We start from the raw sequence: 26,960 nt of genomic DNA on the forward strand, positions 1-26,960 counted from the left end.
CGAGCTAGGCGTCGGCGCCGCTGCCGGATGCCAGCCTTTCCCTCAGACTCTTCGGCCTGATGTCAGGCCAGTTCTGCTCGATGTACTCCAGACACGCAGCCCGGTCGGCTTCGCCGAACACCACCCGCCACCCGGCGGGGACGTCGGCGAACGTCGGCCAGAGGCTGTGCTGCTCCTCATCGTTGATGAGAACGAGGAAGGTGCCGCTGTCGTCGTCGAACGGATTGATGCTCAACCGGTTCTCCAGGTGATGTCGATACCAAAATGTGACTTTGTTCGAACCTTACCCAAGTTGGCGGGCTAAGCCAGAACTTTCTGCAGAAACTGGCGAACTGCTGACGCGGCCCAGGGTGCCGCGTGGCTAAGCGACCCGGCACCGGAGGACGATGGCCTCCACCCCCTGGCCGCACTGCGCACGGCCGCCATACAGCCAGTTCTTGGGTTGTGACACAGGGTCACTGACATCCCGGAGGCCGGGACACCAAACTCGGGCAACGTCAGATGTGACATGTCTGTGAACTTACTTGGCAATCCTTGGACGTCGATCGACAGCAAATTACCTGACCGAATCAGATTACTGCCGCAACGATTCGCGGCCACATCGGGAGCCGATCGGAACATTTCAGATTTCTGACTGAATACGTTGTGCCGCAATTGGTTTCGGGTACTTCATCGGCATGCACCGCGGATTCCGCAGGTCCACCGCCCACGCCCAGCGCCGCCTAATGCCCCCCTTAGGACTTACAGCGAAGTGGTACAAACACCGATCATTGTTGCCGCCGAGGAGATTTCGCCCGTTCAGAACACGATCGCACACACCGGTGCGCGGCCCGTCAGCGAACCGGCGGGCCACACCAGGCTGGTCGTCAGAAGGAGTTACAGGTGCTGAACGCCTGCTGAATGATCGGCAGGTACGGCTGGTTTGCCGGCGCACTCCTGATTGCCTCGGCCGTCGTCTGGCGCTCCGCGGGCGGCGCGGCGAGGAACTGCCGCAGGCCATCCTGCTGCTGCGGCGAGGCGTTGAACATCGAGGCGGCCATCGGATTCTGCGCTGACAGAGCCGAAATCACCTGGTCGTAATTGCATGTGGTGTTGACGATCGGGTCCAACTGCGGGTCCGCTGAGGCCACCCCACAGAACGAGACCGCCAGCCCCCCGACTACAGCGGTACACAGCAACAGCTTTTTCATGCTTCCCCTCCAGATTGCCGACAGATAGGTTCCGCTCAGCCGACTCGGTCGAGATTACCCGTTGTGGGCGGGAGTACACCTGAAACGCAAGTCTCGCCCCCGTGGCCCTTCGAGACTCAATTGTGTTATCTGCCCCACCCTCCGCGCCGTTACACCACCACCGGTCGTCGATCCTTCGACGGGAAGGCGGTTTTCGCGACCGAATCAGCCCGGCTGTCGCGGAATCTCCTCAGTCGGCGGATCGTCCTCGGTACGCGACGGTCGATCCGTTCCCAACAGCGCACGCACCAGCGGGCGCGGGCCGTACGGACGCAGCATGCTGCTCGCCGGGCGTGGACGCACACGTTGTGGCCACCAGAACCATCGGCCCAGCAGGGCCGCAATGGCCGGCGTCATGAATGACCTGACAATCATCGCGTCGAAGAGCAGGCCCAAGCCGATGGTCGTGCCGATCTGGCCGATGATCCGAAGATCGCTCACCGCCATCGAGGCCATAGTGGCTGCGAAGACGAGCGCCGCGGTGGTGACGACTTTGCCGGTACCGCCCATCGCCCGAATGATGCCCGTGTTGAGACCGGCGCCGATCTCCTCCTTCATCCGGGACACCAACAGCAGGTTGTAGTCGGAACCCACCGCCAGCAGGATGATCACCGACATGGCCAGCACCATCCAGTGCAGGTGAATGCCGAGGATGTACTGCCACAGCAGCACCGCCAGCCCAAAGGACGCCCCCAACGACAGCACAACCGTTCCGACGATAACCAGCGCTGCAATGAAGCTGCGCGTGATGATCAGCATGATGATGAACACCAGGCAGATGGCGGCGATCCCCGCGATCAACAGATCGTTGGCAGAACCGTCGTGCCAGTCCTTTGCCGTGGTTGCCGCCCCAGCCAGGAAGATCCCCGCATTCGACAGCGGTGTCCCCTTGACCGCCTCCTCGGCCGCGGTTCTGATCTTGTCGACCCTGGCGATTCCCTCGGGTGTCGCCGGGTCACCCTTGTGGGAGATGATGAATCGAGCCGCCTTTCCGTCCGGAGACAGGAAAGACGCCATCGCCCGCTTGAACTCGGTGTTCTCGAACACTTCCGGCGGCAGGTAGAAGGAGTCGTCGTTCTTCGCCTCGTCGTAGGCCTGCCCCATCGCGCTGATGTTCGTCGTCTCGTCCGACTGATCGGCCAGGCCCGACATCGTGCTGTACATCGTGAGCTGCATAGTCCGCATGGTCCGCATGATGTCGATCATCGGAGGGAAGACCTCAAGCAGCTGGGGAAGGATCACCTTGAGCTGGTCCATGTTCTCCACGAGCACGGCCAGCTTGTCGGTGATCGCCTGGGTGCCGTCCATAGTGTCGAACAACGATCTGAAAGCCCAGCAGATGGGGATGTTGTAGCAGTGCGGCTCCCAGTAGAAGTAATTCCGAATCGGCCGGAAGAAGTCGTCGAACACGGTGAGACTGTCCCGCAGCCCCTCGACGATGTCCTGAACGGAGTGCGTGGTGTCGATCAAGTCGTCCGTGATGGAGTTGAGCAGCTTGGTCAACCTGTACTGATCTTCCATCACCCTGATCATGGCGGCCATGTCGTCGGCCTGTTTCAACATGTCCTTATTGCGTTCGTTCTGCAGCTTCTGCACCTGGACCTGGGTGGCGCCCTGGATGCTGATGAGGAACGGGATGGACGTGTTGGCGATCGGCGTGCCTTCGGGCCGAGTGATCCCCTGGACTCGTGAAACCCCGGGAACTTTGAAGATGGCCTTCGCGATCTTGTTGAGGGTCAGGAAGTCCGTCGGATTTCGCATGTCATGGTCCGTCTCAACCATGAGGACGTCCGGCGACAGCCGGGACTGCGAGAAATGACGCTCGGCGGCTTCGAATCCCTGATTCGCGGGGATGCTCGAAGGGATGTAGGCGCGGTCGTTATAGCTGGTCTGATAGCCCGGCAGCGCCAGGAGGCCGATCAATGCCGCTGTGAGCGCTGTGGCCAGGATCGGTGCCGGCCAACGGACGACGGCGGTGCCTATCCCCCGCCAACGGCCAGACCTCAAGGCGCGCTTCGGGTCGAGCAGGCCGAAGCGACCCGCGATCACGATCCCCGCGGGAACCAGGGTCACCGCAGCCGCGACAGCAGTGAGCATGCCGATGGCGCAGGGAATGCCCATCGTGTTGAAGTAGGGCAGATCTGTGACGCTCAGACAAAGAATCGCCCCCGCGATGGTCAGACCGGAGGCCAGCACGACAGGAGCGGTGCTCCGATATGTGGTGTAGTAGGCCGACTCTCGATCCTCGCCCGCCTGCCGTGCCTCCTGATAGCGGCCGAAGAAGAAGATTCCATAGTCGGTTCCGGCGGCGATCGCGAGGAACACCAACATATTGACTGCAAAGGTGGACAGGACGAGGACGTCGTTGGCCCCGAGGAATGCCACCACGCCTCGTGCGGCAGCCACTTCGAAACCGACCATGAGCAGCAGCAGGACCACCGTGACGATCGATCGGTAGACGATCAGGAGCATCGTGAAGATGATCACGACCGTCACGATTGTGATCTTCAGGACCGAATCGTTGCCGCTGTGCTGCATGTCGGACGCGAGCGGCGCCGCCCCCGAAACGTAGACGTGCACATCCTGCGGCGGCGACGATCGGTCGACGATGTCACGGACGGCTTTGACTGACTCGTCGCCCAAGGGCGTGCCCTGATTGCCAGCAAGGTTCAACTGCACATAGGCGGCCTTACCGTCGGGACTCTGCACGCTTGACGACGTGAGCCGATCGCCCCACAGATCCTGGACGTGCTCGACGTGCTTGGTGTCGGCGCGCAGCTCGTCGACCAGCTCGTCATAGTAGGCCCGCGCGGCCTCGCCGAGCGGGATGTCGCCCTCCAGCACGATCATCGCCGAACTGTCCGAGTCGGACTCGCCGAAGGCCTTGCCCATCCTGAGCATGCCCACCGCCGACGGCGAATCCGCGGGCATCAGGGACACCGAATTCTGTTCGGCCACCCGCTCAAGTGCCGGGATCGCTGACCGCCAGTCACCACCGACAGCGGCGAGGGTGGTGAACAGGATGATGGCAAGCCACGCCAGGACGATCAGTGGCGCCAAAGCTCGTATCGTCCGCGCGATGCGGGGCGGACTGGAACGTTGCGTGTCCATACCCGCCGGTCAATCCCTGAGCAGCAGCGAACGCACCAGCGGACGAGGCCCTACCGGGCGAAGCATGGAACTGGCTGGACGGGGGCGAACTCGCAGAGGCCACCAGAACCAGCGACCGAGCAGGGCCGCGATGGACGGCGTCATGAACGCTCGCACCACAAGGGTGTCGAACAGAAGGCCGAGCGCGATGGTCGTCCCCACCTGGCCGATGGTGAGCAGGTCGCTCACGATCATGGACGCCATAGTGGCCGCGAAGACCAGACCCGCTGCAGTGACAACCTTTCCGCTGCCGGCCATCGCGCGGATCAGACCCGTGTTGAGGCCCGCCGAGAGCTCCTCCTTCATCCGCGAAACCAGCAACAGGTTGTAATCCGAGCCGACCGCGAGCAGGACGATGACGGACATCGCCAGAACCACCCAGTGAATCTGCAACCCGAGGAGGTGCTGCCAGACGAGTACTGAGAGTCCGAATGACGCACCCAACGACAGGGCCACCGTCCCCACGATGACCAGGCCTGCAATCAGACTTCGCGTCACGATGACCATGATCAGGAAGATGAGGCACAGCGCCGCGACAGCCGCGATCAGGAGGTCGATCCTTGAGCCGTCGACCAGATCCTTGACTCCAGCGGCGGTGCCGGCGAGGTAGATCTTCGAACTCTCCAGCGGGGTTCCCTTCAGCGACTCCTCGGCCGCGGTCCGGATGGGTTCGACCCGCGCGATGCCCTCAGGCGATGCCGGATCGCCCTTTTGGGCGATCAGCAGTCGTGCGGCTTTGCCGTCCGGGGACATGAAGATGTCCGCGACCCGCTTGAAGTCCTTGTTCTCGAAGATGTCCGGCGGCAGATAGAAGGAATCGTCGTTGTTTGCGGCGTCGAACGCCTTGCCCATCGCTGTCGCGTCCTGGTTCGACTCCTCCATCTGGGAGAAGATGCCCGACATCGTGCTGTGCATCGTCAGCATCATCGTGCGGGTGCTCTGCATGTTCGCGATCATCGGCGGGAACTGCGTGACGATCTGCGGCATGAGCAGATCGAGTTGGTCGAGGTCGGCAACCAGGTCCTGCATTTTGAGCGTGACTTTGTCGACGCCGTCAAGGGCATCGAAGATGCCGCGGATAGACCAGCACAGCGGGATGTTGTAGCAGTGCGGTTCCCAGTAGAGGTAGTTGCGAATCGGCCGGAAGAAGTCATCGAAGTCAGCGATGTGGTCGCGCAGTTCCTCCGTGACGTCCTGAAGTTCGTGCGTCGTCTCGACCATGCTGTGGGTCGTGGCCACCATCTGCTGCATCAACCCGTACATCCGCTGCATCAGGGCGATCATGGTGGACATTTCGTCAGCCTGAGTGACCAGATCCTCCATCCGCTGTTGCTGGAACGGCATGACCAGCTTCTGGCTGGCGCTGCTCATGCTCAACAGGAAGGGTATGGACGCGTGTTTGAGCTGCGTCCCCTCGGGACGGGTGATGGACTGCACGTTCGACACACCGGGGACCGCGAAAACCGCCTTGGCGAGTCTGTTCAGCACCAGCAGATCCGCTGAGTTCCGCATATCGTGATCGGACTCGATCATCAGGAGATCCGGTGACATCAACCGTGATTCGGGGAAGTGCCTCGCCGCAGCTTGATACCCCTTGCTGGACGGGATGTCGGGAGGCAGATATTTCTGATCCGTGTAGCTGGGGGTGTAACCCGGCAGCGTCAGGAGCCCGATCAGTGAGATCGCAATGGTGGCAACGAGAATCGGCGCCGGCCACCGTACGATCGCCGTGCCGATTCGCCGCCACCGACGGGTGACGACTGGCCGTTTCGGATCAAAGATGCGACGGCGAGAGGTCGCTGCAATGCACGCAGGTACCAACGTCAGTGCAACGGCGACCGCCACCATGATGCCGATCGCACCGGGGATACCCAGAGGCTGGAAGAAGGGCAACCGCGTGAAGCTCAGGCACGCGATCGCGCCGGCGATGGTCGCACCGGAGGCGAGAACCACTTTCGCGACGCTTCGATAGGTGGTGTAGAAAGCCTCTTCTCGGGATTCTCCGGCCTGGCGCGCCTCCTGATATCTCCCAGTGAAGAAGATCGCATAGTCGGTCCCCGCCGCGATCCCGACAGACACCAACAGGTTCACGACATAAGTCGTCAACCCGACGTATCCCTGCATCGCGAGAAATGCGACGACACCGCGGGCCACCTGCAGCTCGATGAAGACGGTGAACAACAGGATCAGGACGACAAGGATTGAGCGGTACAGCAGGAGCAGCATCACGAAGATGACGCTGACGGTCACGAGGGTGATGAGGATGACCGTCCGGTTTCCGCTTTCGCCCATGTCGGACACGATCGCGGCGGGACCGGTGAGGTAGGTCTGTACTCCAGGCGGCGGAGGTGTCCCTTCGAGGATGTCCTTAACCGCCGTCACCGACTGGAGCGACTGCGCCTGGCCGATTTCACCGGCAAGGTCCACTTGGACGAAAACGGCTTTGCCGTCGGCACTCTCGGCCGCACCTTCGGTGAGCGGATCGCCCCAGAAGTCGTGCACATGCTGGACGGCCTCAGGCCTCTCCCGCAGTTGGCGAATCAGATCGTTGTAGTACCGGTGCGCATCTGCCCCAAGTTGCTCCTGGCCCTCCAGGACCAGGATCGCCACTCCGCCGCCGGCAGTCTCGTTGAAGGCCTCTCCCATTCGATACGCCGCTCTGACCGAGGGCGCGTCTGCTGGACTCAGCGAGACCGATCGCTCACGTTCGACGACTTCCAGCGGTGGCACCGAAACCACCAACAGCACTGTGACGCCAACCCAACCGATGATGATCAGCGGTGCGAAGCGGCGGATGAAGGAGGCGATTCGGGGGCGTCGGGCGGGAGTCCGCTGCTCCTCGATCGTCGAGGTGCTCATGCCGCCTTCAGCAGGCAGGAGGTGAAGGCATTGACGTTGTTGGAGGTCTTCTCGGCCTTGACCTCACCGTCCACCGTGATACGACAGCCGATGCTGTTGCTGTCTCCCTGGGCCATGAGGCTGCCCATTGCCGTCGCATCACCGATGTCGAACTGCAGCGTCCACGGCAGGGGAACGTCGGTGATGTACCGAGGTTCTGTTTCCTCGTCGAAATAGCTGATGTTCGCCACGGTGCCCGGCGGCCCGAACACCTCGTAGACCAGCTGCTTGGGATCGTAGGGCTTTGTCTCCGCAACTTTGGTGTCCGCATATGAGGGCCGCTTCTCGGACCCGAAGATTCCGTGCAGGCGCGAAACGGTGTAACCGCCGGCGGCCACCACAACCAGCACCAGCAGCGGAATCCACAGCCGCTTCAAGAGCCCAAGAATCGTCGTCCTCCCCTACCTCCGCGCCAAAGCCCCTGGCAGTCGCTCGCGCGACACAGTTGCAGAGATCCCGCCCCGTCGGCCCCTCTTCAACTGATCGATGAAGGGTAACCCATGCTCGTGAGCCACATATGATCTTGTGCCAGACGCGATATGCGATCGGAGCTGACGCTTCATTTACGGACCTGCGTGCAACTTTTCTGCGCAACCTCGCAAAGAAGCTTGACTGTTTAGCAATCACACCGTTACGGCATTCGCCAGCAAATCCGCTTTTGGCGCGCTGTGACGCCTATCACCTGCAATTGAATTGCCCTCGCTATGACCGGAGCGAAATTGACGGGTGAAGATATAAGGTGCGCCGCTCGTCGCATGCCTGCCGCTCCAGCTACGCACCATCAACTGTGGAACTGGCCTCCTCGGCACCGGAACGGCATCGGGCGAGCATCCGGGGCGGGCCATTCCGAACTGCCCGCCCGCCGCCTGCCGGTTGCAGCTGGCCCCCATCCGATCTCCCCGCCAGCACGCCCGCCGGTTGGGGGGCAACGAGGCAGACACCGCCTTCGGAATCCAGGAACGTACTGGCCACAACCCGAAGGAGGCATCGACATGGCCACAGAAACCGCCCCGGCGCACACCGGACTGGACCGTTCGATCATCGACAGGTTCTCCGCGGCCGTCGCAGGCCACGCAGACGTCATCACCGACAATCACGTGCTCACCGACCGCGGCCACGACTTCTGGGGCGTCGGCGGAGTCGCTGAACTGCTGCTTCACCCGCACAGCCGGGCCGAGGTCGCCGCGATCATGCGGATCGCCGCCGAGTATCGGATCCCGGTCGTCCCGCGCGGGGGCGCCTCGAACTGCTCGGGTGGAATGATGCCGGCGAGCGGACGTGTCCTGCTGGATCTGTCGAACCTCAACCAGATCATCGACATCGACGTCGACGGACGGTGCGCACGCGTCGAACCCGGCGTGGTCAACTCCGACCTCCAGGATCGCCTCGCACCTCACGGCCTGTGCTTCTCCCCCGACCCAGTGTCGGCGCACCTGGCGACCGTGGGCGGCAACCTCATCGAAAATGCAGGCGGCCCACACGCTTTGAAGTACGGCGTGACCTACAACCACATTCTGGCCGCCGAAGTCGTCCTGCCGGACGGGGCCACGGTCACACTGCGCGTCGACGACGACGGTCCCGACCTCCTCGGCGTGATCATCGGATCCGAGGGCACGCTGGGCATAGTCACCGAGGTGACGGTCGCGCTACGCCCGATCGCCGAGGTCACCCACAGCCTGATGGGCGCCTTCGCGACCGCTCGGGAGGCGGCCGACACCATCGCCGCGATCATCGCGACCGGCGTCGTGCCCGCCGCGGTGGAATGGCTCGACCGCGACGGGATCGCCGGCCTGCAGCAGTTCTACGACACCGGATACCCCACGGACGCCGACTCCATTGTGCTCATCGACGTCGACGGCAGCGCTGTCGAAGTCTCCCATGACCAGCCGATCGTCGAGAGGGTGCTGCGCGAACGCGCCACCGAGGTCCGGATCGCCGAGACCGAGAAGGACCGCGCCGCACTCTGGTACGGCCGACTCCACGCCCCCGACTCCGTCGTGCAGAGCGGCAAGGGCTTCTTCATCGGCGACGTCACCGTTCCCCGCGACCGGATCCCGGAGATGCAGGCAGCCATCCAGGCCACGGCCGCCCGCCATTCCGACGGCCTGCTGTTCATCGCGGTCTGCGGGCACGCCGGCGACGGCGATCTGCACCCCACCACCTTCTACGACAAGAGCAACCCATCGGCGGCCAGCGCACTCGAGGCCGCGAACAACGAGATCATCGCGGCGGCACTGCGATTGGGCGGAACCATCACTGGAGAACACGGGGTGGGCACCGAGAAGATCCCCTTCATGACCCAACGCTTCACCCCGGTGGAGATCTCGGCCCAGCGCTCGATCAAATCGGCGTTCGACCCCGACGGTCTGCTGAATCCGGGCGTGATGCTGCCCGAGCAGTCCGCCGACGAACCCCCGACCACCGAATTCGGCGACACGGTGCGGGCCGCGGTCTACGGCGATTGGCGCCCGGACCCCGACGCGCCGTTGACGGTCGGCGAGAACACCGACATCACCGTCAACCTCGGCAATCTGAGCCTGGTCGTCGGCGCGGATGCGACCCTCGACCAGATCCGAAGCCACCTCGACGAGCAGGGCGTCACCTGCATCGCGGTGCCGGATTCGGGGGGCGCTCGACGCATCGGCGACCTCGTCGCCACCGCGACCGGCACCGAACGCATCGAGGTTCGTCACGCGCTGCTCGGAGCCGAGGTCACGGTCATCGACGGACAGGTGCCCGCGCGCTTCGGTGCCGAGACCATGAAGGACGTCGCCGGTTACGACACCAAGCGGCTCTACATCGGCGCCCACGGCACGTTCGGGGCACTGAGCCGGCTGATCTTCAAGATCGGCGTGAAGCGTTAGGCCCGTTGGCCACCTCGGTCAGGCGAGGTACTCATGCAGCGGCCGGGCCCGGTACCGAAGGCGAGGAAGCTTGTCGACGGTGACCAGCCCGGCCGGCGCATTGATCACATCCGGGATGCGGTTCACCAGTTGCGTGCAGGTGGTCAGCTGCGTCGGCACCGTCCCGTTGGACAGGACGACGTCAGGTTCGCCGGCGATCGCCCACTCGTTGATGTCGCCGTCGCCCTCGCTGTAGACACGGCCGGACATCTCGAAGACGAATCGCGGCCCCTCGGCGGTGCAGATCTCGTCGACGTCGGTCATCCCGATGACGTGACCGGCGGGGACCTCGGTCTGCAGGGCCTGCGAGAAGGTGGCGGACGAAGCGATGTCGGGACGGGTGGTTGTCTTGATCGAAGTCGGGGTCAGGCCGGTGTCGGCGACCAAGGCGTCCAGCACATTCCGGCCGAACGTCGGCGGACGCTGGGCGTTCTCCAGCCATTCCTGGAACTCGGCCTCGGTGGCGCCCACCTGCTGGTCGCGCGCCAACTCCGGACCGAAGTCGTCCACGTTCCAGCTCGCCCGCCCCGATACCGAGTCGATGCGATGCGCGGTCCCCATGAGAAGCCCAATCATGTTGACCCAGTAGGTGTCCTGGTAACCGGTGCCCGTCAGGGTCGCACCGGATCGCTTCGCCGCGAGGTCAAGCTCCTCGGCCAGTTCCGGGGAGGTCTCCCACGGGTACAGCATCTCCTCGGAGAGCGTCACCACGTTGACGCCTTCAGCGGCGCAGATCCGAAGCTGATCGATCGCGTCCTCGAGGTAGCTGTTGATGGCGACCACCGCCACATCCGGCGAGGTGCGGCGAAAGACTTCGGCGGCGTCGTCGCTGACCACCACGCCGAGCTCGCGACCCAGGCCCGCGACCTCCCCGAGGTCGCGGCCCACCTTGGCCTCGCTGCGGGCCACGGCGCCGACGATCTCGACGCCTTTCTCGAGCATCATCCGGGTCGCGATCGAGTTCATCGCTCCCACTCCGTAGACGACAGCTCTGATCTGGCCCATGGACTCACCCTTCGGTCGGTGCTCGTGAACTCCGTGCGGAGCTGTGATCATCACGTCGATCACCGCTGTTCGCATGTCGAAACGTCGATGTGGCGCCATCGTAGGGACACCGAACACGGCCAGAGAATCGCCGCGGCGGCGAACGGCGGGCTCTGGCCTGTACTGGCGGGACACGACAGGGAATCGCTGCGGGTGCTTGTGCGTTGGAGTCGGTCATGGGAGTCCAGGATCTGTTTCAACCGTTCACCGTCGGTTCGCTGACCGTGCCGAACCGTTTCGCCATGGCACCGATGACTCGCCAGGCGTCACCGGACGGTGTGCCCGGCCCGGACGTCGCGGAGTACTACCGTCGTCGCGCCGCAGGCGGAGTCGGCCTGATCATCACCGAAGGTGTCCGGCTGCCCGACCCCGCGGCCGGTCACCCGTACTCGATTCCCACACTGGCCGGCGACGAGGTGCTTGACGGCTGGCGGCGCGTGGTCGACGCCGTCCACCGTGAGGGCGCGACGATCGCCGCGCAGCTGTGGCATCAGGGTGCGCAGCGCGACGACTCCGACGGGGTGGTGCCGGTCAGCCCCTCGGGTGTCGACGGGTTGGGCAATCCCAAGGGGCGGGCACTGCGGACCGAGGAACTGCCCGGTGTGGCCGACCTGTTCGCCCAGAGTGCCCGCACTGCACGGGAAGTCGGGTTCGACGCGGTCGAGATCCACGGTGCACACGGCTATCTCCTGGACGAATTCCTCTGGACGCGAACGAATCTGCGCACCGATGAGTACGGCGGTTCGCTGGCGGAGCGCACCCGGTTCCCGGCCGAGGTGGTCGCCGCGGTCCGAGCAGCAGTCGGGTCGGATTACCCGATCATCTTCCGCTTTTCGCAGTGGAAGGGCACCGACTACACGGCCTCCATCGCCGACGATCCCACCACACTGCAGGAACTGCTCGCCCCCTTGGCGGCGGCCGGCGTGGACATCTTCCATCCGTCGACGCGCAGGCACTACGTTCCTGCCTTCCCAGACCACGACGAATCGAGCCTGGCGGGATGGACCAAGAAGGTCACCGGAGTACCGGTGATCGCGGTGGGCTCCGTCGGATTGGAGACGCAGTTCCGCAGCGAAAAGCGCGGGCAGGTCATCCAACCCGCCCCGATCGACCAGCTCGTCGCGCAGTTCGACTCCGACGAATTCGACATCGTCGCCATCGGACGCGCACTGCTCGCCGACCCGGCATGGGTGAACCGACTCCGTGACGGAGAGCTTGGACGGTTCGGTGGTTACGACCCCGAGACCGCGTTGGCCTCACTCGCCTGAGACCTCAAGGCGCGCGCCGGCGCCGAAAGTTGTTCTGTTGCAAATTCGGTCGAAGAGCAGGCAATAGATCAGCTGTGGGCGGCACGCGTCACCCCTTCGACAGGAGGACGACATGACACCACGACGAGCGCTCATCACCGGAGCGTCGAAGGGCATCGGGCGAGCAGTCGCAGACCGACTGGCCGCGGCGGGCGTCGTCCCGATCGGATTGGCGCGCACCACCCCAGCGGACTTTCCCGGTGAGTTCTACGAGGTCCACTTCGGCGATCGAGGCGCCACCGCGCAGGCCCTCGAACGGGTCCTGGCCAACGGCCACATCGACGCTGTGGTCAACAACTTCGGGTTCGCGCGATTCGGCCGCGTCGGCGCAATCGAACTCGACGATCTGCTCGACACCTACGACCTGAACGTGCGCACCGCAGTCCAAGTCGTGCAGGCCGCCCTCCCCGGGATGGTGGCGGCGGGGTGGGGACGCATCGTCAACGTCACGAGCCTGACCACACTCGGCACGCCCGAACGCACGCCCTATGCCGCGGCCAAGGCCGCGCTGGAGGCGTGCACCCGCATCTGGGCCAACGAACTGGCCTCGACGGGCGTCACGGTCAACGCGGTGGCACCCGGCCCCACCGAAACCGAGATGTACCGCGAACGCAGCCCCGTCGGATCCGATCGGGAAACCCGGTTCCTGGAGAACATTCCGATGGGCCGCGTCGGCAGGCCGCAGGAGATCGCCCATGCGATCTGCGCTCTGCTCGACGAGGACGCCGGCTACATCACGGGGCAGATCGTCCGGGCCGACGGCGGGGGAAGCATCGCCGGTTAATTCCGGAGCGGGCCGGGTATGAGAGCTCCATGACACCTCGCGATGAGAATGTAACGAACGGCCCGGCCCCCGAAGACGAGGTCCTGGCTCCCGCGACTCCTGGCGCAGAGGCCCTGCCTCTGCCCGACGACGCGGTCGAAAAACCGTCGGACGAATAGCCCCACCCACCCGCTGGGGCGCGACGTTCCGCAATAGTTCGAACCACCGTGAGATAAACCCGTGACGGCCCACGCCCACTCGGAGACCATGGCGGACCAGTAACGAGTCCCCTGGCAACCCCTTCTGGCTGGAGTCCCCGTATGTCCGCGAGCGCCCCGGCCGCGTCGGATCGCGTCGCCGAGCAGGCCTTCGCGGTGTCGATGACGGGGCTGGGCCGCGCCTTCAACGCCGGCGGCGAGTCCCGGACGGTTCTGCACGATCTGCACCTCGACATCGAACCGCGCGAGATTCTCGCGATCCTCGGCACCAGTGGCTGCGGCAAGTCGACCCTGCTGCGCATCGTCGGCGGCCTCGACACCCCCACCTCAGGAACGGTCCGCATCGACGGCACTCCGGTGAGGTCGTATGACCCCCGCTGCGCGGTGGGTTTCCAGGAACCGCGCCTGCTGCCGTGGCGTTCGATCGCCCAGAACGTGGCGCTTGGCCTGCCACGGAACACGGCCACCGCGGTGGGCCGCGACACCGTCGCCAACCTCCTCGACCTCGTCGGCCTGACCGAGTTCGCCGGGCACCGCCCCCGCGAGGTGTCGGGCGGCATGGCGCAGCGCGCCTCGTTGGCGCGTGCGCTGGCCCGCAACCCGGGCGTGCTGCTGCTCGACGAACCGTTCGGAGCGCTCGACGCACTGACCCGCCTGAAGATGCAGGACCTGCTGCTTGACGTGCACGCCGCCGCACCCGCAACGGTGCTGTTGGTGACCCATGACGTCGACGAGGCCCTGCAGTTGGCGGACCGCGTGATCCTGCTCGGCCGCGAGGACGGCAGCACAGGGGCTTCGATCCGCCAGACCGTCGTCGTCCCCGGCGACCGCCCCCGCGACCGCGGGTCCGCCGAACTGGCCGAACTCCGCGGCCAACTGCTCGACGGCCTGGGCGTCGATCGCCACGTACAGACCGGTCACACCTTCCGCACCGACCAGGAGAGCAGGGTATGAAAGCCACACTCAGGACGTCACTCGTTGCGATGTTCGCTTCGGCCGCAATGATTCTCAGCGGCTGCGTCTCGGGCGAGAACAAGGCCCCGGAGGCCGCAGGCGACGGCAGTGCCGCGCTCGAGGGTCAGGTGCTCAACATCGACTTCGCCACCTACAACCCGCTGAGCCTGATCATCAAGGATCAGGGTTGGCTCGAAGACCAGGGTGTCAAGGTCAACTGGGTGCAGTCGGCCGGATCGAACAAGGCCAACGAAGCGCTGCGCGCCGGGGCCATCGACGTGGGTTCCACCGCGGGATCCGCGGCGCTGCTGGCACGCTCCAACGGATCCCCCATTCAGGTCATCGGGATCTACTCGCAGCCGGAGTGGGCCGCGCTCGTCGCGCCTGCGGGCAGTGACATCACGAGTGTCGAGCAGCTGCGGGGCAAGAATGTGGCCGCGACCAAGGGCACCGACCCGTACTTCTTCCTGCTGCAGTCGCTGGAGGCCAACGGCCTGAGCGCAGAAGACATCACGGTGCAGAACCTGCAGCATGCCGACGGTTGGGCCGCGCTTCAGAACGGGTCGGTCGACGCGTGGGCCGGGTTGGACCCCATCATGGCGGGCGCGGAGCAGACCGGCGCGACGCTGTTCTACCGCGATCTCGACCTCAACAGCTTCGGGTTCCTCAACGCCCGCGAGGACTTCCTCGCGAAGAAGCCGGAACTGGCGCAACTCGTCATCGATGCGTATGCGTCCGCCGCCGACTGGGCCGCCGAGAATCCGGACCAGACCGCTCAGATTCTCGCCGACACCGCGGGTCTCGACGCAGCCGTCGCCAAGAAGGTCATCCTGGAGCGCTCCAACCTCGACGTCGACCAGGTGCCGGGCGCGACGCAGATCGCGGTGCTGGAGAAGATCGGGCCGATCTTCGTCGACCTCGGCGATGTGCCCAACCAGCAGCAGGTCGACGATGCCTTGGCCTCGATCGTCAACGACGAGTTCGCCAAGCAGGCCGACGCGAACCGCTTCGGATGAGGACGTGACCGAAAGCACTGCCACCGCCGACGACTCGCGCGCCATTTCGGGCGCAGCCGCCGTCGCACAGAGCCGGCGATTCCGCGTTCTGGGTGGCGCCCTGCTGCCGATCCTGATTCTCGCGGTGTGGCACTGGGTTTCGACGAGCGGCATGGTGTCCGTCTCGGTGCTGCCGTCGCCCACCATGGTGTGGTCGGCCGCCGTCGACCTCACCCAGCGCGGACTCTACGGGCACTACATCGCCATCTCGACGCAGCGCGTGCTGACGGGCTTCGCGATCGGCGCGGCGATCGGCCTGACGCTCGGTGCGATCGTCGGCCTGTCGAAGCTCGCGAACATCCTCCTCGCGCCGACCCTTGGCGGCGTGCGGGCCGTCCCGTCGCTGGCCTGGGTTCCGCTGCTGATCCTGTGGTTCGGGATCGGCGAGGAGTCCAAGGTCATCCTGATCGCGATCGGCGCGTTCTTCCCCGTCTACACGATTGTCGGCGCGGCCCTGCGACACGTCGACGACCATCTGCTGGAGGCCGGTCGCGCGTTCGGCCTGCACGGCCTGCGCCTGTTCGCAGGCGTCCAGCTTCCCGCGGTGGTGCCGTCCACGGTCTCGGCCCTGCGGTTGGCGCTGGCCCAGTCCTGGTTGTTCCTGGTGGCGGCCGAACTGATCGCGAGTTCGATGGGGCTGGGCTTCCTGCTGCTCGACTCGGGTCAGAACGGCCGCATCGACCGGATCTTCCTGGCCATCATCTCGCTGGCACTGCTGGGCAAGCTGACCGATTCGATCCTCGGCCTCTTCGAGAAGTGGGCGATCGCCAAGTGGGCATGATCCACTTCGTCTGACCGGTGCTTACTCCCGGTATCACCGGGGTATGCCGCTCCCATGAGTGAGCAGCCAGAAGAAGCCGAGAGTTCGCTGACCGTCAAGCGGGACACCACGGCGTCCCGGGACCGCGTGTGGGCCGTGATCGCCGACGGGTGGACATATTCGCAGTGGGTGGTGGGCAACAGTCGCATACGCGCCGTGGACCCGAACTGGCCGGAGGTGGGCAGCACGATCCGGCACTCGATCGGGGTGTGGCCTGCCCTTCTCAACGACATCACCGTGGTCGAGGTCTGCCGGCCCAAGGAGCAGTTGGTGCTGTTGGCGAAAGGTCGCCCGTTCGGCAAGGCGCGGATCACGCTCAACCTTTTCGACAATCCCGACGGCGGATGTCGCATCGAGATGGCCGAGGTGCCCGTCGGAGCCCCGATGGGGTGGGTGCCCCAGCGTATGGCGCTGGCCGCGGCATTCCCACGCAACCGGGAGTGCACGTGGCGCCTGGCCTCACTGGCCGAGCGACGCACCCCCGAAGAGATCGACTGACGCCGCGACGGTCAGGGGACTGGTCGACGTCACATCGGTGACGACGACTGTGCGGTGACGCAGGGACTTCGGTCGAATCGCCTGCGACACCCACAGTCGCGGTGCCTCAGTGGATCTGCGGATCCGGCGGGTTGTCCTTGGCCCTGCCGGTGACGGCGTCACGGACGTGGTCCATCGCGGCCGTGGCCATCCCCATGGTCTTGAGAACGGTCGAGTTGGGCGGGGTGTCCGGGTGAGGTCGCGTCGGCGCGACCTTCTTGGCCGCCTCCAACTTCTCACCCAGCATGGCCAACTCCTCTTGGGGTACCGCTTCCTGAAGAAGCGGCCAGACCACGTCCTGCTCGAAGGAGATGTGGTCGCGACCCAACTGGACGAACTGCTGCAGAGCCTCGTGGTAATCGGGGTCTCCGGGCTTCCCGTCCTCAAGCCGTTGCAGCAGGCGCTTGCCCTCCTGCTCCTGCTCAACGGCCGTGTCTGCCAACGAATCCCCCTCATCGAGGTGATCACGCACCATCGGCCAGAAGAACTGCTCCTCGATCGCCTCGTGCTGAGATTCGGCGATCACCAGGTTGGTCACCATCGTGTCGAGACCGCTGCTGGCCGCACCGTCTCCGGTCGGCGCTCCATCGAGCACTTCGAGCATGCCCAGCACGCTCTTATGGTCCTGACGGAGAAAGGTCAAGGCATCCATGACTGCAGCTCCTTTCAGGACGTGGCGACGTGTTGCTCGTGCGTGAAGGGTTTCTCCGCGGCCACGTCGGGCCCGCCGTCGGGGTTGGCCTCCGCACCCTTGTTCTTGCGCAGGGATGTGCCGAGCCACTCCTGCTCGGGCTTCTCGACGTAGTCCCATTCGATGCCCTCAGGCCACGGACCCTGGCCTTCGTTCCACGGGCCTCGCACCGATCCATCGCCGTTGCTCATGTTGAACGCGACGTTCTGGAATCGCGGATCGCCCGCGAGCTGGCCGGGTGGGAAATTCACCGGCATTTCGTTCAGTGCGGCCGTGAACTGCTGGTAGTGCGCGATCTCGCGGGTCATCAGGAAGGTGAGAGTGTCCTGAACCCCCGGATCGTCGGTGAACTGCTTGAGGTACTCGTAGACCACCTTGGCCCTCGACTCGGCGGCCAGGTTGTTCCGCAGATCGACCGTCGGGTCGCCGTTGGCGTCGATGAAGGCTCCGGTCCAGTTGTTGCCTGCCGAGTCCTTGACGTCGGGCCCGCCGCCGCTGAGAACCAGGAACATCGGGTTGACCGCGACCTGGTGGATTGCCTGGTCCCGACCGTCGCGGCTGGCGACCGCGGGCATCCAGTCGCAGCGTTGGTGGGCCAGCTTGAGGTCGTCGTTGAGCCCGTCGAGAAGCATCGTGATCGTGGAACCGACCATTTCCAGGTGGCTGAGTTCTTCGGTCGCGATGTCCATGAACAGGTCGTACATCTTGGGGTTCTTCTCCCGAAGAACGAATGCCTGGGTGAAGTACTGCAGGGCAGCGGTCAATTCCCCGTTGGCACCGCCGAACTGCTCCATGAGCAGCGATGCGAACCTCGGATCGGGTGCATTGACCCGTACCTCGAACTGAAGATCTTTGTTGTGTGTGAACACGACGCCTCCCGGCAGAATGGTGAAAGGGAATGCGATCCAATGGGCTGCAGACCGCGGCTCTCCACCGGTTACCCGGGGTGGGCGTTCACAAACTGATCAGCGCCGCGAGATCCGGTGGCCGGCCCGCCCCCGGGTCTTCGGCAAACGATTCGCCAAGGACCGCGTCGCCTTGGCCAGCACAACTGCGGTCAAAACCCATGGCCCGCCAACGATCAACGGATCCATCCAGGTGTGCGACTTATCCACCCGAGTGGTCCCGACCCGGGACTTCCATCCGTGATGGGTGAACTCGCTTCGGATACCGGTCTGAGTGAAAGGATTATCGGGACGCGTGGTGAGGAACGACTCGAGGTGCCCCTCGACGGCGTTGATGCGATCGGCGCCGAGCAGCAGCAGCCAGTGCGCCGCGCGTCCCTCACTGAAGCCGTAGGCATACCTGCGAATCACTCCCGACAGTCCACGCGGGGGCGTCGATGTCCCGAACACCGGCGTCAACATCGCATGTTCGATGGACCGCTCCCGCGGCCACTTCTCCGGCTGACGTTCGGGCAACTCCCAGTGCGCGCCGGTGCCCGCGGGATCGGGCCGCAGGCGGGGCACCGCCGGGCGGTCGGCGGGATCGAGATCGACCCCCCAGCCCGGAATACGGGCTCGAAGCTCCGCACTGTCCGGAACCGGGGGATGGTCTGCCGTGTACACCATGGCATGCTCCTGTCAGCTGGCCTGCGGAAGAACGATGGGCTTGATGCAGTCGTCGAGCTTGGCTGAGAAGATGTGATATCCGTCGGCGATGTGCTCAAGCGGAATTCGATGGGTGACAATGTCATTCGGCTTCAGATAGCCGTTCTGGATGTGAGAGAACAGGCGTGGCCACTGACGCTTCACAGGACACTGGTTCATGCGCAGCGTCAGGCCCTTGTTCATCGCATCGCCGAACTTGACGGCGCTGAACATCGGACCGTAGGCCCCCATCACCGACACCGTGCCACCCTTGCGGACGGAGTCGATGGCCCAGTTCAGCGCGACCGGAGAGCCGCCCTGCAACTTGAACTTCGCCGCCGTGACGTGTTGGAGGAAGTTGCCGTCGGCCTCGGCCCCGACGCAGTCGATCACCGAGTCTGCACCGAGATGTCCAGTGGCCCTTTTCATCTCAACCACGATGTCGTCGTACTCAGCGAAATTCCGCGTCTCGGCGTGTGCGAACGTGCGCGCCTTGTCCAGACGGTTCTCCAGGTGGTCGATCACGATGACACGGCCCGCACCCATCAGCCAGGCCGACTTTGCGGCGTACAGACCCACCGGACCGGCACCGAAGACCGCGACGGTGTCGCCTTCGACGATGTCGGCGAGTTGCGCGCCGAAATATCCGGTCGCCAGCGCGTCGGTACACAGCAGTGCGTCCTCGTCGTCCATCCAGTCCGGGATGATCGCGGGTCCGACGTCGGCGAACGGCACCCGGACGAACTCGGCCTGACCGCCGTCGTATCCGCCGCAGGTGTGCGAGTAACCGTAGATGCCGCCGACTGCCGTGGCGTTCGGGTTGACGTTGTGGCAGTTCGAGTACAGCCCGCGGGCGCAGAAGTAGCACGATCCGCAGTACACGTTGAACGGGACCATCACCCGGTCACCGGCGTTGAGGTTCTGCACCGAGGGTCCCACCGCCTCAACCACGCCGATGAACTCGTGGCCGAAGGTCATGCCGACCCGGGTGTCGGGCATCATCCCGTGATACAAGTGCAGGTCAGACCCGCAGATCGCCGCCATGGTCACCCGCACGATCGCGTCGTTGGGATGTTCGATCGCCGGCATGTCCTTCTCTTCGACCCGCACCTTGTACGGGCCGCGATAGACCATTGCGCGCATACGCCCTCCTCCATCGGGGTCTCTCGCCGCGCTTACCCCGTCTGACGCCGTCGAAACTCACGTCGGCGGATACGGCAGTCCGAAGTCGTCCGCCAGCAGGCTCTGCACGACGATCATCGCGGCGTTGGACCCGGTGGCGATCGCACCGGCCAAGTGGGGTTGTTCGGCGCAGACGTCCCCCGCCGCGAACACGACGGGCGTGTCCGTGCGGAACAGTTGGTCCACGTTGACCGCGTCCGGTGCCAGCGCACTGGAAGTGCAACGGACCCCGAGCTTTTCGGCCAGGCCCGACCGCTGGCGCAGCGGCGCTTCGACCAGCAGTCCGTCCCGGCGCAGGCGCGTGCCGTCGGCGAAGGCGACATGGGTGAGGTCACGGTCGGCGCCGATCAGTTCAGTGACCCGACGCTCGTCGACGGCGACACCCGCGGCCTCGAGCAGGCGGGCCTGCTCGGCATCGAGGCTGCTGGGACCGTCGGACAACACGACCACATCATCAGACCACCCGCGCAGCATCAGCGCAGCGTGCACCGCCTCCTCCCCCACCGCCATCACGGCAAGCCGCTGATCGCGCATCTCCCAGCCATGACAGAACGGGCACTGGAACACCGACTTTCCCCAGAACTGCGCAAGCCCGGGCAGGTCCGGAGGGCAGTACTGCATCCCCGTTGTGAGCAGAACCCGTCGTGCCCGGATCCGCTGCCCATCCTCGAGGTCCAGTTCCACGCCGTCGTCACTCAGCGTCCCGCCCGTCACCTCCCCCTCGCGGTACTCGACGCTGGGATAGACCGCCAACTCGCGGCGCCCCTGCGTGTAGAGGTCGGCCGGCGGTCGGCGGTCGAAACCGAGCAGCCCACCCATGACTGCCGACGCGCTGTTGCTCTGGGCGCCCGCGTCGACCACCAGCGTCTGTCGGCGCGCCCGCCCCAGCACCAGCGCCGCGCTGAGCCCCGCCGCACCGCCACCAACAACGACGCATTCCCATTCCTGACGCATCCGCAGCAGATGCCCATCGGACGAAAATCAAAACCTCGTCGGTGTTGTGACTGCTTATCCCGCGCTCGATCCGGGTATGTCCATCCGACGCCGCACCCTCGGCGACGTAGTGGTGCCCGGAGCACAGGAGACGTGAATGACGTCATCGGAGGCGACTGCCGCCGCACCGGAGGATGCTGCCCCCGACGGCAAGCTCAAACGCAAGATCACCGGCCCTCTTCTGTTCCTGTTCATCCTGGGCGACGTGCTCGGGGCCGGCATCTACGCGCTGATGGGCGTCCTGGCTGGGAAGGTCGGCGGCGCTTTGTGGGCGCCTCTGGTGGTGGCGCTCGCGCTGGCGCTCCTCACTGCCGGTTCCTACGCCGAACTGGTCACCAAATACCCCAAGGCCGGGGGTGCCGCGGTCTTCGCCGAACGCGCGTTCAAGCGTCCCATCGTGTCGTTCCTGGTGGGCTTCTCCATGCTCGCGGCGGGGGTCACGAGCGCCGCGGGGTTGGCGATCGCGTTCGCGGGCGACTACCTCACCACGTTCATCGACGTCCCCGCCATCCCCGCCGCCGTGGTCTTCCTCGCTCTCGTCGCAGCACTCAACGCACGCGGCATCAGCGAGTCGGTCAAGAGCAATGTGGTGATGACCGTCATCGAACTGACGGGTCTGCTCATCGTGATCATCGCGGGAGCGGTGATGATCGGGGGCGGGCGCGGCGACGTCGGCCGCGTCAGCCAGTTCCCCGACGGATCCACCCCGGCGCTGGCCATCCTCGCCGGGGCGATCATCGCCTACTACTCCTTCGTCGGATTCGAGACGTCGGCGAACGTCGCCGAGGAGATCCGCAACCCGAGCAGGGTCTACCCCACGGCTCTCTTCGGAGCCCTCGTCACGGCCGGGATCGTGTACCTGCTGGTCGGATTGGCCAGTGCCGCCGTTCTCGCCCCGGAGGACCTGGCCGCATCGTCGGGACCGCTGCTCGACGTGGTGTCCGCGTCGGGACTGGGGGTACCGAACTGGCTGTTCAGTGCCATCGCGCTCGTCGCCGTCGCCAACGGTGCGCTGCTGACCATGATCATGTCGAGCCGCCTCGCGTTCGGAATGGCCGAACATGGGCTTCTCCCAGGTGTTCTCGCGCGGGTGCTGCCGCAGCGGCGCACACCGTGGGTGGCGATCGTGTCCACCACCGCGGTGGCGATGCTGCTGACATTGGTCGGCGATCTGTCCACGCTCGCCGAAACCGTGGTCCTGCTCCTGCTGTTGGTGTTCCTCTCCACCAATGTGGCGGTGCTGGTGCTGCGCCGAGACACCGTCGAGCACAGCCACTTCCGGGTCTGGACGGCGATACCCGTGCTCGGCGTCGCCTCGTGCATCCTGCTGCTCACTCAGCAGACCGCCACGGTGTGGCTGTTCGCGGGCATCCTGTTGGTCGTGGGAGTCGTGCTGTACTTCATCGCACGCGCGGCCACCCGGCGTTCAGCCGCCGAGGCCGAACCCACCCCCCAGGGTCAGCTGTAGCAGGGACCACCGCCCGGTGGACTGCAGGACGCAGGCCCCAGCACGATCCAGCTGAGCTCCATCCACGGCGGGGACAGCCCGGTCATCGTGGGTTCGAGCAGAAACCCGGGGGCCCGCGTTGGCAGTAGGTGCGACCCTCTGGCGTGGCCGCGCACGTGGTTCGCTTGTGCGTGATCGAACTGCGGCGCGGCAGCACACGTTGCGCCTGGTTGGCGGGGAATCGGACCGCTATCGACCAGTCGTAGTGGACAGCCCTGTCGCCGTCCACCCAGCCGATGTGCGTGGTTCCTGCGGGCGCACCGGGGATGACACCGGCGCAGCCGAAACTTCCCAGACCCCAGATGGCGCAGTTCTGGCCGGTGGGGGCGATGAACCAGACGCCGCCTGGCAGGGCATAGGCGCCGGCATCCACGCGCTCGTAGTAGCGGATAGCGTCAATCGAGATGCGAGGGGCCGCTGAGACCCGACCGCGGCGCCGCCTGTTCACCCCGGTGGCGGGGCCGACCCGAAACCCGAGGTTGCACGGTGCCCTCGGCAACGTTCTGGAAAAGTGGTGTTGTGATCAACCGAGCGCGGGGGCGGGCGGCGCGGGGCCGATGGGGACTCCCGACCGCCTGGCTGATGGTGTTGGTGGTCTTCACGGCGCTGACGCCGGTCTCCGACCTGCACGTCTCTCCTCACTCAGGACAGCCCGCCGTCACTGGTCCGATGCAACTGCTGCTCGCCGCCTCCACCGACCTCGGCCCCGCGCGCGCGGATCAGATTCAGCTGACCGCCTCGCTCCACGGCCCGCACCCACCGGTCGCGCTGCGCACCTGGGCCCGCGAGCGCGATCTGTCCGTGCGCTGGAGACCGGATGACGATTGGGCGATTCTGGAGGGTGCTCCCTCGGCCGTGTCCCGCGCGCTCGGACTCGAGGTGCACGACTACCGCGGGCGTCGCGGCCAACAGTTCTACGCCTCACCGCAACAGCCCCAGGTCCCGGAGACACTGCGGCACGAAGTCGACGAGTTGGGCCGAATCCTGAGCTACACGCCGCACCACACGTCGGTCCCGGGATCACCGGGCATCTTTCCCCTGGATGTCCCCGACCGGGCGCTGACGCCGGCGGCCGTGCTCACCGCGTACAACGCGGACAGCCTCGCGCGCGACGGCTTCACCGGCAAAGGCACCACGATCGTCATCTTCGCCTTTGACGGCTTCGACCAGGCCGACCTCGACACTTTCTCGTCGATGTTCGACCTGCCGACCTTCACCCCCGAGATTGTCGGCGGACAGCCCGGACCTCCTGCTGCCGAGCTGACGATGGACCTCCAAGTCACGCACGCGATCGCTCCTGACGCACGCAAGGTCGTGGTCAACGCGCGCCCGACAGTCGAGGGACCGGGCGGTTACGAGCGGATCGGTCAGATGCTCGAGGACACCGATCGGCGTTATCCCGGTGCGGTGTGGAGTTTTTCGATTGGCTGGGGTTGCGACCGGTTGATCACCGCAGCCGACCTGGCTCCAGTCCAGTCGGCGCTGCGCCGCGCCCAGTCCCACGGCACGGTCGCCTTCAACGCCAGCGGCGATCTCGCGGGCCTGGAGTGCAGGGGCGGCTCCGACTGGGACTCACCGCCCGGCGAGACCGCCATTGGACTGGATTCGGTGGCCTCGCTGCCCCAGATGACCAGCGTCGGAGGCACCACGTTGTCGACCGATGCCGATGCGAAGTGGATCGCCGAACAGGCGTGGTTCGACGCACCCCTGTCGCAGGGCACCGGCGGCGGGGTGTCCGCGCTGTTCGACACACCCCCATGGCAGCAGCAGGTGGCGACCACCCTCCCGTCCGGGCGTGCGGCGGGCAGGCGGCTCACACCCGACGTCGCTGCGGTCGCCGACTCGTTCACCGGCATGACCATCGTTCTGGGACAACAGGTCTACGTCGGCGGGGGCACGTCGCAGTCGGCTCCGATCTGGGCGGCCTTCACGGCGATGATCACCGAGTATCTGATCGCCAACGGCGGCGACCTGATCGGCGAGATCAACCCCCTGCTCTACCGCATCGCCGAGGGCGCGCCATTCCCGGCGTTCCGCGACGTCACACTCGGCGGCAATGCCGTCGACACCGCGGGTCCCGGATACGACCTCGTGAGCGGACTCGGCACGCCCGATGTCGACAACCTCGCACGCAACCTGCTGATTCTGCAGAGGACGGAACTGTGACCGAAGGCACCGCGGTCGAACGCCCCACCATCGAGTGCGGCGTATGCCAAATCGATGTGCCCGCGGGCGATTTCTGCGGACTCTGCGGTGGACACCTCGCCGACGCCCCCCGCAATAGACCGGAATGGCTGCGTGTCAAGGCTTTTAGCGCATCCCCCGGCGAGCACCTCCTGACGCCGAACGTTCTCAGCACGCTGTTCCCGCATCTGCCGCCCCGGTCAAGACTTCCGTTCCTGGTGGGGCTGGCCCTACTGATCGTCACCCTGGCCGCGGCGACGCTGTTCAAACTCCCGGCGGCACTGATCACCGTGGCGGCACTGGGACTTCCCCTGCTGTTCTTGATCTATCTGCAGGAGGCCGACGTCTACCGCGATATCTCGTCGGCGACGCTGGTGATCACAGCGGCGCTGGGAATCGGCCTCGGGGTGGGATGGGTGCTCCTGACCGGCGCCGCAGTGGCACGCGCATACGGCGTGCCACTCGGGGCGGGCATCACCGGATTCCGGATCCTGCGTGACGGATTCGGCGTCCCCCTCGGGGCCCTGTTGCTCATGTTGGTTCCGGCCGCAGTGATGCGACTTCGACCTCGCGGAACCCAGGAGTCTCTGGACGGTTTCGCCCTCGGCGCGCTCGGGGCGCTGATGTTCACCGCCGCATCCACAGTCACCCGACTGTCACCGCAGTTCTCCGTCGGCATGGTGGCCCGGTCCCGGCCGACCGAAGGTCTGATGGTGGAGGCTGGCATCCGGGGTATTGCGGTGCCGCTCACCGCGGCATGTGTCGGAGGACTGATCGGCACGGCGTTGTGGTTCCGCCGTCCACCCAACAAGAGGCACCAGCACCGCCTCTTCGTGCGTCTTGTGTTGGCACTCATGGGTTTCGCCGTGATCGCGATGTACGCGTCGATCGGACTGATCGACATCGTCCGAGTTCCCCAGATCATGCAGTTGGCCGCACATCTGGCCATCGCTGCGATCGCGCTGCTGGCCCTGCGCGTGGGGATTCACCTCGCACTTCTGCATGAGCAGCACGATGAGCCGGATCAGGATGAACCGCTGATCTGTTGGCAGTGCGGCCATGCAGTGCCCGACATGCCGTTCTGCGCGGTCTGCGGCGCCGCCGCGCAGGCGTCATCGCGGACGTCGAGAAGGAATCGCCGCGAACACCGCCCCGTCCATCAGGACTCGGAGCACCATGACCACTGAGGCACCGGGGTGTCTGTACTTCCCCGGCACCTACGTGGCGCCGGAGATCCCCACGACGTCGTATCGCAGGCTGGTGGTGGTCTGGGTCACCGCCATCGCGGTCGTGGCCGCAGGCCTGGTCAGCCTGTCCGGTGCGCTTGAGGAGCCCCCGGCCCGGTTCGTATGCCCACCGGACTGCGGTGATCCGCCGATGGGCAGGCCGGTGGTGTTCAACCCGCGCTTCACCGCGGCCGACGGATCCTTCTCGGTGTCCTACCCGCCTACCGAGAAGGCGTATCGGGTGACCACCCAGAACGACGGCGTCACAGCCGATCTGCTCGACGGCGACGGTGGGACTCTGCGGTTGTTCAGCGTGCCTGCCGGGGGTCGGACCCCGAAACAGATCGCGGCCGAGTTGGTGCGCACGACGTTCCCCGGCACCAGGACGGCCTACGAGATTCCCAACGCCATGGTCGGCTACCACCCTGGTTACGGTGTGGTGGCCGACTACTGGCCGCAGGCCATGACGGCGAATTACTCGCGTATGCGGATTCTCGTCATGGTCGCGGTCAAGAACGAACTGGCACTGGTCGCCGGCGCCGTCGGCCCGTATCACCGGTTCGGACCTGATTTCGGTCCCGGATTGCCGTCAGCCGCCAACCTTCAAGTCGCGGTGGACATGGGCAGGTACGTCAACAGCTTCCGCTGGCGCGGCGACCCGCCGCGATGAACCGAGGCAGCCCCCATACGGAGGCTGCCTCGGTGTCACG

At 65.5% G+C, this 26,960-nt stretch carries 22 protein-coding genes and 1 pseudogene; 11 read left to right on the forward strand and 12 right to left on the reverse strand.

The window, feature by feature from the left end; genetic code table 11:
• Positions 1-4: 4 nt before the first annotated feature.
• From G6N34_RS24380 to G6N34_RS24400, 5 genes are all read right to left on the reverse strand, one after another.
• Positions 5-235 (reverse strand): MbtH family protein, encoded by a 231-nt coding sequence (locus G6N34_RS24380; RefSeq protein ID WP_085152074.1) that lies wholly within the window; start codon positions 233-235, stop codon positions 5-7.
• 631 nt (positions 236-866) lie between these two features.
• The gene (locus G6N34_RS24385) at positions 867-1,109 is read right to left on the reverse strand and encodes a hemophore-related protein (RefSeq protein ID WP_234812898.1); all 243 of its coding nucleotides are present in this window, start codon (positions 1,107-1,109) and stop codon (positions 867-869) included.
• Positions 1,110-1,394: 285 nt separating this feature from the next.
• On the reverse strand, positions 1,395-4,340 hold the full coding sequence (locus G6N34_RS24390) for an MMPL/RND family transporter (RefSeq protein ID WP_085152076.1): 2,946 nt from the start codon (positions 4,338-4,340) through the stop codon (positions 1,395-1,397).
• A gap of 9 nt (positions 4,341-4,349) precedes the next feature.
• A complete protein-coding gene (locus tag G6N34_RS24395; protein WP_085152077.1) occupies positions 4,350-7,238 on the reverse strand; it encodes an MMPL/RND family transporter in 2,889 nt (962 codons plus the stop codon).
• Positions 7,235-7,654: an MmpS family transport accessory protein gene (locus tag G6N34_RS24400; protein WP_085152078.1), complete on the reverse strand. Its 420-nt coding sequence runs from the start codon at positions 7,652-7,654 to the stop codon at positions 7,235-7,237. Before G6N34_RS24400 ends, G6N34_RS24395 begins: the two co-directional genes overlap by 4 nt.
• A 615-nt stretch (positions 7,655-8,269) precedes the next feature.
• Here G6N34_RS24400 and G6N34_RS24405 point away from each other — a divergent pair.
• Positions 8,270-10,141 (forward strand): FAD-linked oxidase C-terminal domain-containing protein, encoded by a 1,872-nt coding sequence (locus tag G6N34_RS24405; RefSeq protein ID WP_085152079.1) that lies wholly within the window; start codon positions 8,270-8,272, stop codon positions 10,139-10,141.
• Positions 10,142-10,159: 18 nt separating this feature from the next.
• On the opposite strand, the gene G6N34_RS24410 is transcribed toward G6N34_RS24405, so the two are convergent.
• Complete coding sequence (locus tag G6N34_RS24410; RefSeq protein ID WP_109788500.1) at positions 10,160-11,185, reverse strand: NAD(P)H-dependent amine dehydrogenase family protein; 1,026 nt, start codon at positions 11,183-11,185, stop codon at positions 10,160-10,162.
• 215 nt (positions 11,186-11,400) lie between these two features.
• Between G6N34_RS24410 and G6N34_RS24415 the strand changes: the two genes are divergently transcribed.
• The 6 genes from G6N34_RS24415 (at position 11,401) to G6N34_RS24440 (ending at position 16,839) form a co-directional block, all read left to right on the forward strand.
• The gene (locus G6N34_RS24415) at positions 11,401-12,492 is read left to right on the forward strand and encodes an NADH:flavin oxidoreductase (RefSeq protein WP_085152080.1); all 1,092 of its coding nucleotides are present in this window, start codon (positions 11,401-11,403) and stop codon (positions 12,490-12,492) included.
• A gap of 112 nt (positions 12,493-12,604) precedes the next feature.
• Positions 12,605-13,315, forward strand: a complete 711-nt coding sequence (locus G6N34_RS24420; RefSeq protein WP_085152081.1) for an SDR family oxidoreductase — start codon at positions 12,605-12,607, stop codon at positions 13,313-13,315.
• 359 nt (positions 13,316-13,674) lie between these two features.
• Positions 13,675-14,466 carry an ABC transporter ATP-binding protein gene (locus G6N34_RS24425; RefSeq protein WP_234812906.1) on the forward strand — a complete coding sequence of 264 codons (792 nt, stop codon included), beginning with the start codon at positions 13,675-13,677 and terminating at the stop codon, positions 14,464-14,466.
• 47 nt (positions 14,467-14,513) lie between these two features.
• Positions 14,514-15,482: an aliphatic sulfonate ABC transporter substrate-binding protein gene (locus tag G6N34_RS24430; RefSeq protein ID WP_407663282.1), complete on the forward strand. Its 969-nt coding sequence runs from the start codon at positions 14,514-14,516 to the stop codon at positions 15,480-15,482.
• 151 nt (positions 15,483-15,633) lie between these two features.
• Positions 15,634-16,302 (forward strand): ABC transporter permease, encoded by a 669-nt coding sequence (locus tag G6N34_RS24435; protein WP_197746711.1) that lies wholly within the window; start codon positions 15,634-15,636, stop codon positions 16,300-16,302.
• A 54-nt stretch (positions 16,303-16,356) separates the two neighbouring features.
• Positions 16,357-16,839, forward strand: a complete 483-nt coding sequence (locus G6N34_RS24440) for an SRPBCC family protein (protein ID WP_085152085.1) — start codon at positions 16,357-16,359, stop codon at positions 16,837-16,839.
• Positions 16,840-16,945: 106 nt separating this feature from the next.
• Here the strand turns inward: G6N34_RS24440 and G6N34_RS24445 are convergent, their stop codons facing one another.
• The 5 genes from G6N34_RS24445 to G6N34_RS24465 all read right to left on the reverse strand — a co-directional run bounded on the left by G6N34_RS24445 (position 16,946) and on the right by G6N34_RS24465 (position 21,294).
• The gene (locus G6N34_RS24445) at positions 16,946-17,530 is read right to left on the reverse strand and encodes a hemerythrin domain-containing protein (protein WP_085152086.1); all 585 of its coding nucleotides are present in this window, start codon (positions 17,528-17,530) and stop codon (positions 16,946-16,948) included.
• 14 nt (positions 17,531-17,544) lie between these two features.
• Positions 17,545-18,438: a manganese catalase family protein gene (locus G6N34_RS24450; RefSeq protein WP_085152087.1), complete on the reverse strand. Its 894-nt coding sequence runs from the start codon at positions 18,436-18,438 to the stop codon at positions 17,545-17,547.
• 96 nt (positions 18,439-18,534) lie between these two features.
• Positions 18,535-19,140 carry a hypothetical protein gene (locus G6N34_RS24455; protein WP_085152088.1) on the reverse strand — a complete coding sequence of 202 codons (606 nt, stop codon included), beginning with the start codon at positions 19,138-19,140 and terminating at the stop codon, positions 18,535-18,537.
• 12 nt (positions 19,141-19,152) lie between these two features.
• Entirely contained in the window at positions 19,153-20,301 is a 1,149-nt protein-coding gene (locus tag G6N34_RS24460; RefSeq protein WP_085152089.1) for a zinc-dependent alcohol dehydrogenase, read from the reverse strand.
• Between the two features lie 57 nt (positions 20,302-20,358).
• Positions 20,359-21,294, reverse strand: coding sequence for an NAD(P)/FAD-dependent oxidoreductase (locus tag G6N34_RS24465; protein ID WP_085152090.1), 936 nt, complete (start codon positions 21,292-21,294; stop codon positions 20,359-20,361).
• Positions 21,295-21,430: 136 nt separating this feature from the next.
• On the opposite strand from G6N34_RS24465, the gene G6N34_RS24470 reads away from it, so the two are divergent.
• The gene (locus G6N34_RS24470; RefSeq protein WP_085152091.1) at positions 21,431-22,801 is read left to right on the forward strand and encodes an APC family permease; all 1,371 of its coding nucleotides are present in this window, start codon (positions 21,431-21,433) and stop codon (positions 22,799-22,801) included.
• Here G6N34_RS24470 and G6N34_RS24475 read toward each other — a convergent pair.
• Positions 22,792-23,231 (reverse strand): annotated as a pseudogene (locus G6N34_RS24475) (hypothetical protein); the annotation flags it as partial. The gene G6N34_RS24470 and the pseudogene G6N34_RS24475 overlap by 10 nt on opposite strands.
• Positions 23,232-23,422: 191 nt before the next feature.
• Here G6N34_RS24475 and G6N34_RS24480 point away from each other — a divergent pair.
• Genes G6N34_RS24480 through G6N34_RS28170 form a run of 3 tightly spaced genes read left to right on the forward strand, consistent with a single transcriptional unit; the run spans position 23,423 to position 26,920 of the window.
• Entirely contained in the window at positions 23,423-25,006 is a 1,584-nt protein-coding gene (locus G6N34_RS24480; protein WP_085152092.1) for a S53 family peptidase, read from the forward strand.
• Positions 25,003-26,211: a hypothetical protein gene (locus tag G6N34_RS28165; RefSeq protein ID WP_085152093.1), complete on the forward strand. Its 1,209-nt coding sequence runs from the start codon at positions 25,003-25,005 to the stop codon at positions 26,209-26,211. Before G6N34_RS24480 ends, G6N34_RS28165 begins: the two co-directional genes overlap by 4 nt.
• The gene (locus tag G6N34_RS28170; RefSeq protein WP_085152094.1) at positions 26,201-26,920 is read left to right on the forward strand and encodes a hypothetical protein; all 720 of its coding nucleotides are present in this window, start codon (positions 26,201-26,203) and stop codon (positions 26,918-26,920) included. The genes G6N34_RS28165 and G6N34_RS28170 overlap by 11 nt, the downstream gene beginning before the upstream one ends.
• Positions 26,921-26,960 lie beyond the last annotated feature (40 nt).

Source organism: Mycolicibacterium confluentis (assembly GCF_010729895.1).
Lineage (GTDB): Bacteria > Actinomycetota > Actinomycetes > Mycobacteriales > Mycobacteriaceae > Mycobacterium > Mycobacterium confluentis.

What these genes read in the sequence shown, in the direction of transcription:
- G6N34_RS24435 (WP_197746711.1), top strand. Translation starts at nt 15,634, where the DNA reads ATGGTGTCCGTCTCGGTGCTGCCGTCGCCCACCATGGTGTGGTCGGCC.
- G6N34_RS24465 (WP_085152090.1), bottom strand. Translation starts at nt 21,294, where the DNA reads ATGCGTCAGGAATGGGAATGCGTCGTTGTTGGTGGCGGTGCGGCGGGG.
- G6N34_RS24420 (WP_085152081.1), top strand. Translation starts at nt 12,605, where the DNA reads ATGACACCACGACGAGCGCTCATCACCGGAGCGTCGAAGGGCATCGGG.
- G6N34_RS24455 (WP_085152088.1), bottom strand. Translation starts at nt 19,140, where the DNA reads ATGGTGTACACGGCAGACCATCCCCCGGTTCCGGACAGTGCGGAGCTT.
- G6N34_RS24445 (WP_085152086.1), bottom strand. Translation starts at nt 17,530, where the DNA reads ATGGATGCCTTGACCTTTCTCCGTCAGGACCATAAGAGCGTGCTGGGC.
- G6N34_RS24440 (WP_085152085.1), top strand. Translation starts at nt 16,357, where the DNA reads ATGAGTGAGCAGCCAGAAGAAGCCGAGAGTTCGCTGACCGTCAAGCGG.
- G6N34_RS24415 (WP_085152080.1), top strand. Translation starts at nt 11,401, where the DNA reads ATGGGAGTCCAGGATCTGTTTCAACCGTTCACCGTCGGTTCGCTGACC.
- G6N34_RS24390 (WP_085152076.1), bottom strand. Translation starts at nt 4,340, where the DNA reads ATGGACACGCAACGTTCCAGTCCGCCCCGCATCGCGCGGACGATACGA.
- G6N34_RS24480 (WP_085152092.1), top strand. Translation starts at nt 23,423, where the DNA reads ATGGTGTTGGTGGTCTTCACGGCGCTGACGCCGGTCTCCGACCTGCAC.
- G6N34_RS24405 (WP_085152079.1), top strand. Translation starts at nt 8,270, where the DNA reads ATGGCCACAGAAACCGCCCCGGCGCACACCGGACTGGACCGTTCGATC.
- G6N34_RS24470 (WP_085152091.1), top strand. Translation starts at nt 21,431, where the DNA reads ATGACGTCATCGGAGGCGACTGCCGCCGCACCGGAGGATGCTGCCCCC.
- G6N34_RS24430 (WP_407663282.1), top strand. Translation starts at nt 14,514, where the DNA reads ATGATTCTCAGCGGCTGCGTCTCGGGCGAGAACAAGGCCCCGGAGGCC.
- G6N34_RS28170 (WP_085152094.1), top strand. Translation starts at nt 26,201, where the DNA reads ATGACCACTGAGGCACCGGGGTGTCTGTACTTCCCCGGCACCTACGTG.
- G6N34_RS24410 (WP_109788500.1), bottom strand. Translation starts at nt 11,185, where the DNA reads ATGGGCCAGATCAGAGCTGTCGTCTACGGAGTGGGAGCGATGAACTCG.
- G6N34_RS24425 (WP_234812906.1), top strand. Translation starts at nt 13,675, where the DNA reads ATGACGGGGCTGGGCCGCGCCTTCAACGCCGGCGGCGAGTCCCGGACG.
- G6N34_RS24460 (WP_085152089.1), bottom strand. Translation starts at nt 20,301, where the DNA reads ATGCGCGCAATGGTCTATCGCGGCCCGTACAAGGTGCGGGTCGAAGAG.
- G6N34_RS24395 (WP_085152077.1), bottom strand. Translation starts at nt 7,238, where the DNA reads ATGAGCACCTCGACGATCGAGGAGCAGCGGACTCCCGCCCGACGCCCC.